Origin of the sequence: Streptomyces sp., from assembly GCF_050698815.1 — a bacterium.
Taxonomy (GTDB): Bacteria; Actinomycetota; Actinomycetes; order Streptomycetales; family Streptomycetaceae; genus Streptomyces.
Window position 1 is genome coordinate 1 of the sequence record NZ_JBOHCV010000162.1, and the last position, 7,493, is coordinate 7,493.

The 7,493-nt window shown below is 67.8% G+C and carries 7 protein-coding genes; 4 read left to right on the forward strand and 3 right to left on the reverse strand.

Going from position 1 to position 7,493, the window contains the following annotated elements; genetic code table 11:
• Positions 1-22: 22 nt before the first annotated feature.
• Together ACRDP3_RS06160 and ACRDP3_RS06165 are read right to left on the reverse strand one after the other, a co-directional pair.
• Positions 23-772 carry a dienelactone hydrolase family protein gene (locus ACRDP3_RS06160; RefSeq protein ID WP_431515796.1) on the reverse strand — a complete coding sequence of 250 codons (750 nt, stop codon included), beginning with the start codon at positions 770-772 and terminating at the stop codon, positions 23-25.
• 240 nt (positions 773-1,012) lie between these two features.
• Positions 1,013-2,146 (reverse strand): PP2C family protein-serine/threonine phosphatase, encoded by a 1,134-nt coding sequence (locus ACRDP3_RS06165; RefSeq protein ID WP_431515797.1) that lies wholly within the window; start codon positions 2,144-2,146, stop codon positions 1,013-1,015.
• A 784-nt stretch (positions 2,147-2,930) separates the two neighbouring features.
• Here ACRDP3_RS06165 and ACRDP3_RS06170 point away from each other — a divergent pair.
• Together ACRDP3_RS06170 and ACRDP3_RS06175 are read left to right on the forward strand one after the other, a co-directional pair.
• A complete protein-coding gene (locus ACRDP3_RS06170; RefSeq protein ID WP_431515798.1) occupies positions 2,931-4,145 on the forward strand; it encodes a S8 family peptidase in 1,215 nt (404 codons plus the stop codon).
• Positions 4,146-4,356: 211 nt separating this feature from the next.
• Complete coding sequence (locus ACRDP3_RS06175; protein ID WP_431515799.1) at positions 4,357-5,037, forward strand: esterase/lipase family protein; 681 nt, start codon at positions 4,357-4,359, stop codon at positions 5,035-5,037.
• A gap of 12 nt (positions 5,038-5,049) precedes the next feature.
• Here the strand turns inward: ACRDP3_RS06175 and ACRDP3_RS06180 are convergent, their stop codons facing one another.
• On the reverse strand, positions 5,050-6,393 hold the full coding sequence (locus tag ACRDP3_RS06180; RefSeq protein WP_431515800.1) for a hypothetical protein: 1,344 nt from the start codon (positions 6,391-6,393) through the stop codon (positions 5,050-5,052).
• A gap of 118 nt (positions 6,394-6,511) precedes the next feature.
• Between ACRDP3_RS06180 and ACRDP3_RS06185 the strand changes: the two genes are divergently transcribed.
• Complete coding sequence (locus ACRDP3_RS06185) at positions 6,512-6,928, forward strand: hypothetical protein (RefSeq protein WP_431515801.1); 417 nt, start codon at positions 6,512-6,514, stop codon at positions 6,926-6,928.
• On the forward strand, positions 6,925-7,152 hold the full coding sequence (locus ACRDP3_RS06190; RefSeq protein WP_431515802.1) for a hypothetical protein: 228 nt from the start codon (positions 6,925-6,927) through the stop codon (positions 7,150-7,152). The genes ACRDP3_RS06185 and ACRDP3_RS06190 overlap by 4 nt, the downstream gene beginning before the upstream one ends.
• Positions 7,153-7,493 lie beyond the last annotated feature (341 nt).

Here is a 7,493-nt window from a genome sequence, read left to right on the forward strand (position 1 = left end):
GTTTGGTTTCCGAGCCGGAGCCTCAGCTGTTGGCCAGGGTGCGGTCGAGGAGAGGGAGCAGGCGGTCCCAGTGGCGCTGCAGCGCGGAGGGGCTGAAGGCGTCGGTATCGGACATGGTGAAGCCATGGATGGTGTCGGGGTAGATCTCAGTGGTGTAGCCGACACCCGCGGCATCGAAGGCCTTGTTGAGCTCGCTGATGGCCTCGGGCGTCAGATCTCCTTCGGCGCAACCGAGGTGGACCTGGGCGGTGAGCCCGGAGACCAGTCGGTGCGGGCTGTCGGGCGCGTCGGTGACCAGGAAGCCCGGGTGGAATCCGGCGACGGCGGCCACCTGGCCGGGGTGGGCCGTCGCGGTGCGCATCGCCAGGGCGGCGCCCAGGCAGTAGCCGATCGTGGCGACCGGTCCCGCGCTGACCTCGGGCTGAGCTGCGAGGAACCGGAGGTAGGCGTCGGCGTCGCGCAGGACACGCTCGGTGGTGTGCGCCTCGACCAGGGGCATCAGCTGGGCGATGACCGCGGGCCGGATCTCTTCTCCGATGTGGTCGGGAAGTTCGATCACCGGTGCCGGGCCCTGCCGGTAGTAGAGGTTGGGGACGAGCACGTAGTACCCGTGCCCGGCCAGTTCGCGGGCCTTCTCCTCCAGCTCGGGCCGCACACCGAAGGCGTCCGGGTACACCAGCACCCCCGGGTGCCGCCCGCCACTGTCGGGGCAGGTGACGAAAGCATCAGCCTGGCCGTCCGCGGTGGGAATCTGCAGTGTCTTGGTGGGCAAGATCTTCCTTCCTTGGGCTGATGCCAGTACACAGCCTCCATCGGGGTTGAGGTCAACCAGAGATCGACCCGACGATGGCCTTCGCCCCCTTCATGGTGCTGGGAACGCTGGCGCGGATCCTGCATGGCGGACTCGCCGTCTGACGTCAACCGGTCTGGCGGCAGGCTGCATTCGCCCCGCGCCTGCGTCGCGCTGCTGATCCGCCGCCTTCAGCAGCGTCCAATGCGCGCGGCCTCGGTCTCAGTCGTCGACTGCACCACTGACTGATCGAGCCGGTGCCGGCAGGCGCTCGATCGCGATCACGGCGGCGTCGTCGCCCAGCTGCCCACCGACGTGGTCGAGCAGATCACGCCTGAGTCGCTGCAGGAAGGCGTCAGGATGACAGTCCGTCCAGCCCATCACCCGCTCGGTGAGGGGATAGAAGGCTCCGTTGGAATCGCGGGCTTCGATGACGCCATCGGTGTAGAGCAGCAGGAGGTCTCCCACCTCGAACCTGAACTCATCGACGCGGTAAACAGGCGGTGCCAGCTCGCCGAGTCCAAGCGGAGTCGCTGGGTGGGCGGCGATCAGCGTGACGTGACCGTTTCGTACCATGATCGGCGGCGGATGCCCGCAATCGATCATGTCGGCCCTGCCGCCCTCGTCGGGAATGTCGAGGATCGCGGCGGTGATGAAGGTCTCGTCAGCCTGGTCCGACTCATCAGGTTCGGCCAGGTTCCAGGAGACGCATTCATCGAGGAAAGCCGCCAGCTCGACCAGGGGCCGACGCTGGCCGGCAGCACGGAACGCTCCGAGCAACAGGGCGGCATCTCCAACGGTGGGCATCCCTTTCCCCCGCACGTCCCCGATGATCAGCCGGGTGCTCGAGTCGGTGCGTGCGGCCGCGTACAGGTCGCCGCCGATCTGGGCCTCGGCCTCGGCGGCGAGGTATATGGAGGCGACCCGCAACGGCCCGATCTCCTCGGGCAGTGGCCGCAGCACCAGCCGCTGTGCGGTCTCGGACACGTACCGGACCTGCCTGAGCTCTCTGCCGCGACGCTCTCGCAGCACGCAGATGACCACGAGACTCGCTCCGAGCAGGACAAGGGCGACGATCTGTGCCTGGTGGTTCGCCGAGAAGAGCTCCGTACGATCGCGTACGACCGCGATGATCGCCTGGGCCGCGACGGCGACCACGGCGACCAGCCCGGTCGGCCAGGGCCCGGCGAAAGCAGCGGTGAACGCGGGGCCGGCGACCAGCAGGGGCGCGAGGTAGATGTACGGCGGCGCCAGTACGTTGACCACGACGATCACCGCCATCAGGGCGATCGAGGCGAGGACCGTCGTCTGGCTCGCCCGCACAGACTGGCAGATGTCAACGAACCGCTGCGGCATACCACCTCTCTACACCGGCCGAAGGCGGTGCGCACCGCAAGACAGGCCGGTGGACGCCGTCCGACGAAGGCAGCCATCGCGAGGGCGAAGGCACAGGTCGGAGCCCGTGGCTCTCAGTGAGTGGTGTCTGCGCCATGACCTGCCGGTCGCAACCCCTTGTTTCCATTGGCGAGTGGGCACGTCGCTGCGGCCAGCAGGCACTGGCCCAGCTCGGCTGCCCCTACGGCCCACTCGATGGCGCCTATCGGGCGCCGGGCGAGCGGACTCTGCGCGACGCGCTCGCCCGGGTCGAACCCGCGCCCTGGCCGCAGCCGGCTTCGCCCGGCTCGCCCTGCTCACGCCGGCGGCGGTGACACGAGCGGGACACGCCCACCACACCGTCTGTACCGACGAAGCTGCGGCGGGCTGACGTCCCCACGCACCCGTGATCGCGCGGCTCAGTGCAGCATGCGCAACGTCCAACACCCGTGTATCACAGACCTCTTGACGCCCCATCTAGTAGGCCGCCACACTCCCAACCGGGAGGTTACCGCCTCCGAAAGAGCTGTTGACAGATGTGGCGCCACCACGGAGTCGATCCCCGAGTCTCCGTGTCGGAAGCGGTCCCAGCGAGCGGCCCCGCCCTGGAGGCCGCGTCATAGCTCAAGGGCGACAGTTTCACAGGCTGTTGCCTCGTCGGCACACCCGAGCCCCTACAGACCCGCGTCCCCCACACCACGCCCTTTACCCACGGGCGCGGTGCGCCGCAGTCCACGTGTCCGTAATCCGGTCAACGAAAGGTCTGATGGACTTCATGCGCCCCCTCACGCGCCGATTGAGCGCACTCGTCCCCGCGATACTGCTCACCGTCGGCATGCAATTCGCCGGTTCCCCCGCCCAGGGTGCGCCGCCTTCCCCCGGCGACGTTCGTCTGGCGTCCGGCAAAAGCGCGATCTCCAACAGCTGGATCGTCGTCCTCAAGGAGAGTACCAAGTCCAATAAATCGGTCGCGGGCGAGCTGACCCGCAGCAACAACGGCCGCCTCTCACACGTGTTCCGTACCGCGCTGAACGGCTTCTCCGCGAAGATGACGCAGGCGCAGGCGCAGAGACTGGCCACCGACTCCCGGGTCGACTACGTCGAGCAGGACTCCAAAGTCAAGGTCAATGCCACCCAGAACAACGCCACCTGGGGTCTCGACAGGATCGACCAGCGGGACCTGCCGCTCAGCGGTACGTACACGTACAACAGCACCGCCTCCAACGTCCACATGTACGTCATCGACACCGGACTGCGCACCTCGCACAACGAGTTCGGCGGCCGTGCGTCCATCGGCACCGACACGGTGGGCGACGGCCAGAATGGGAATGACTGTCATGGGCATGGCACACATGTCGCCGGTACGACCGCCGGCAGCACCTACGGCGTCGCCAAGGGCGCCTCGGTCGTCGGGGTGCGGGTCCTGAACTGCGAGGGCTCCGGCACCAACTCCGGGGTCATAGCCGGCGTCGACTGGGTCACCTCCAACGCCGTCAAGCCGGCCGTCGCCAACATGAGCCTGGGCGGCGGCGCCAACACCTCACTCGACGACGCCGTACGGAACTCCATCACCTCCGGCGTCACCTACTCCATCGCGGCCGGCAACGGCAACTTCCTCGGCATCCCGCAGAACGCCTGCAACAGCTCACCCGCCCGCGTCACCGAAGCGATCACTGTCGGGGCCACCGACAGCACCGACAGGCGCGCGTCCTTCTCCAACTACGGTACGTGTCTGGACCTGTTCGCCCCAGGCGTGAGTATCACCAGCGCATGGAAGGACAGTGACACCGCCACCAATACCATCAGCGGCACCTCCATGGCGGCCCCCCACACCGCCGGCGCCGCCGCCCTCCATCTGGCGGCCAACCCGTCGGCGACCCCTGCTCAGGTCCGCGACGCCCTCGTGAACGGCGCCACCAACGGAAAGGTCCAGGACCCGAAGAGCGGCTCCCCGAACAAGCTCCTCTACACCCTGTTCTGACATCCGCAGGTCCGGGAGCGGGGGCCCCTCACCCCCGCTCCCCGCACGACCGTTCTGACAGCACAACCATGGTTCCGATACCGCGGGTCCCTTGCCGATCCGCGGTACCGGAGCCTCCAACAGCCTTCTTCAGGCCCTCAGTCGGACTGACGGCTCCGCCGTCGTTACGGACGGGCCGCCCGCTGCCTCTCCCGCGACCTGGAGTCTCTTCATGCGCATATCACGCCGTGCCACACTCGGCATACTCGTCGTCGGCACTGTCACCGCCCTCACGGTCCAGGCCCCCCCAGCAGGCGCGCAGTCCGCTGCCGCCACCCCTGACCCGATCGTTTTCGTACACGGATGGAACTCCAGCGGGTCCGCCTGGGACACCATGGCCGGCCGGTTCGCCGCCGACGGCTGGCCGGCAAGTCACCTCAACAAGTGGACGTACAACACCAGCCAGTCCAACGCCACCACCGCGTCCCAGCTCGCCCAGGAAATCGACCGCGTGCTCACCGCCACCGGCGCGACGAAGGCCGACGTCGTCACGCACTCCATGGGCGGTCTGTCCTCGCGCTATTACACCAAGAATTTCGGCAGCGCCAAGGTCGACGGCTGGGTCTCCCTCGGCGGCCCCAACCACGGCACGGACACCGCGTACTTCTGCGGAGACACCTCCTGCACGGAGATGCGCCCCGGATCCAGCTTCCTGGACGCGCTCAACTCCGGCGACGAGACCCCCGGCACATCCCGGTACGGCACGTGGTGGTCCCCCTGCGACACCACGATCAACCCGGACAGCAGCGTGGCACTCACCGGCGCTACCAACACCATGACCGCGTGCCTGAGCCACAGCCAACTGCGCACCGACGCCACGGTCTACGGCCAAGTCAAATCATTCGTCGGCTGAGTGCAGCCCGTGTCAGGCTGCCGTGCCCTTCCGTGCCGCGATCTCGCGGGAGCGCGCGGTCAGGTCGCGTACCGCGCGGGCCTTGGCGTATGGCCGGAGACGGCGACGCATCGTGTCGAAGTGTTCGTCCCCCCGCGATGTGCTGAGCTGCACGTAGTCGTCGAGGAACGCACCCCACGTGGAGCAGGCGGCATCCACATGCCCCAGCTCGAACTGCCGTTGTGCGAGAACGGCGTTCGCATGCACCCGCCCCTGCCGTTCCTGCTGCGGCTGAAGACGCAACGACTCCTGCAGGGCCGCGACGGAACCGGCCAGATCCTTGAACTCGTACAGTACGTGGGCGACATGGAACTGGTAGGCGCTCGCGTCGTATCCGCCGATCGCTTCGCGCCGCGAGTCCGCCTTCGACAACGCGGTCTCCGCTTCCCGCAGCCGGGCCGTGGCCCTCTGCCGACTACCCGTCATCGACTCGGCGTGCGCCTGCTGCCCGGCAAGGAAAGCCCTCAGCCGCGGGCCGGCCTTGGGCGACGCCTCGGCTGCAGAGTCCGCCAGCTCCAATGCCTTCGTTCCGTGTCCGAGGTTGGACGCTTGAAGGCTCATCCCCCGCAGGGTGCGGCAGTAAGTCACGTGGTCCTTAGCGGCTCCGGCCAGCCTCAGTGCCTTGACGTAGTAGCGCTGCCCCAGCCCGTGCCTGCGCTCGTACATCGCCATCCAGCCCGTCAGATACACCAGGTCCGAAGCGGCGGCCAGCATGTCCTTGCGAACGGCCTCGGTCGCGGAAGCCTTCAGGTACGGCGCGACCGTGTTGACCAGGAACGCGGCCGCCATCGGACGCGCGTGACCGCCGCCGAGTTCGTCGAGGATGTCCGCGATCTTGTCCGTCATGGACCGTACGGTCGCCACCTCCCCTTCCGCGATACGGGCGGTGCGGGACGTGCTGCCGGTCGCCGACCGGCCGAAGACATCCTCGAAACCCGGTACCGCGAGAGCTGCCGAGTACACGCCTGCGGTGAGCACACCCCTGCGCGCCGGGTCCATGTCCTGCCGTCCGGCGTCGAGGAGTTCGGAAACGGTGTCACCGTCATGCGCCGCGTCGGCAGTTCCATTCGACGCGAGGCCGGCTTCCGCGAGGGTCACCGGTCGTTTCAGCTTCCTCGACAGTGCCTCGATGATGACGGGCCTGGCCTGCTCCTTCGGCATGGTCCCGGCGACCCAGTGGGAGACGGCCGTCGGGTCGTAGCGCAAGGACAGGCCGGCCTCCACTCCCATGCGGTTCACCGCGGCGGCCATCTGTGTCCGCGACCATCCTGCCTGGTCAAGCAGGGCCGCGAGTGCAGAGTTACGAGTGCGTGCCATGGTCAACTCCCGACAGCTTTCATGGCTTTCATGCATTGCCTCGCCCCAACGCTACCTCTCTCATCGCCCTGAGGAGTTACCTCGTTACAGACGATCACACGACCAGGGCGAGGATTTCATGGCTACCCGCACGACGAGATGGGCGTTGCCGTCAGGGCCGGACGCCGAGCTGACGGAGACCGGTGTCTGGTGGGACGCGGTGAGGGCACCCGCCTACCTGGGCGACCGTGTGCTGGCACGGCTCGGTGAGGACTGCGGAGCGGTCGTCCGGGATCCGTACGGGCACCGTCTGTACTGGCTCATCAGCACCGGGACGGCCGCGAGTTGGCGCTTCCCGGACGTGGCGCTCGTGCAGATCCTGAGCACGGCGAGCTGGGTGACCGTGCCACCCCGCGACCGCGTGAGCTCGACGGGCCCGCACTGGGCGCGGCCGGTCACGGACAGCCGGCCGCTGACTGACCCCGACTTGCTGCACGAGGCACTGTCGGCGGTCATCGCCGACGCGCTCGGTCCACGCCAGGTGGTGGCCGAGTGAACGCCGAAGGCATGCGGGGCGGCTACTGCGCCTGGCATAAAGGGTGGGCAGAGGATGTCGCCCTGGCGGCCATCATCGAGCAGGGCTCCGGCCCTGGTGGTAGCGCGTACGTGTGCCTGCCCTGCGCACGTTTCCTCGCCCAACGCCGGGAGGTCTCCGAGCTGTTGAAGGAGGCGGTCGCCGAATTGGAGGCCCGCACCGAACAGCCCGAGCAGGCGTCATGAGGCAGAGGGCCGCCGTCGTCGGCCACTGGATCGCCATCGCCGCGATCCTGGGTGCCATCGTGTACGGCTCCCAGCCCCCGCAGTAGGCCCTGCAACCGGGGTCGGTTGATCAGGGGATCAACCGCCTGCCCGAGCAGGAATAATCACGAGCGCACGCGCATTCTGGCCCGATTCGCTCGTTGTGTCAGATGATCTGGTTCGCCGCGAGCGATGGACACAGATCGCGCGAGCGGCAGACTTGCCGCATGACCGCATCTGACCCCAAGGCTGATCTTCACTTTTACCTGCAGTCCGCCCGTGATGCCCTGCTGTGGAAGCTCGAAGGGCTCTCGGAGTACGAC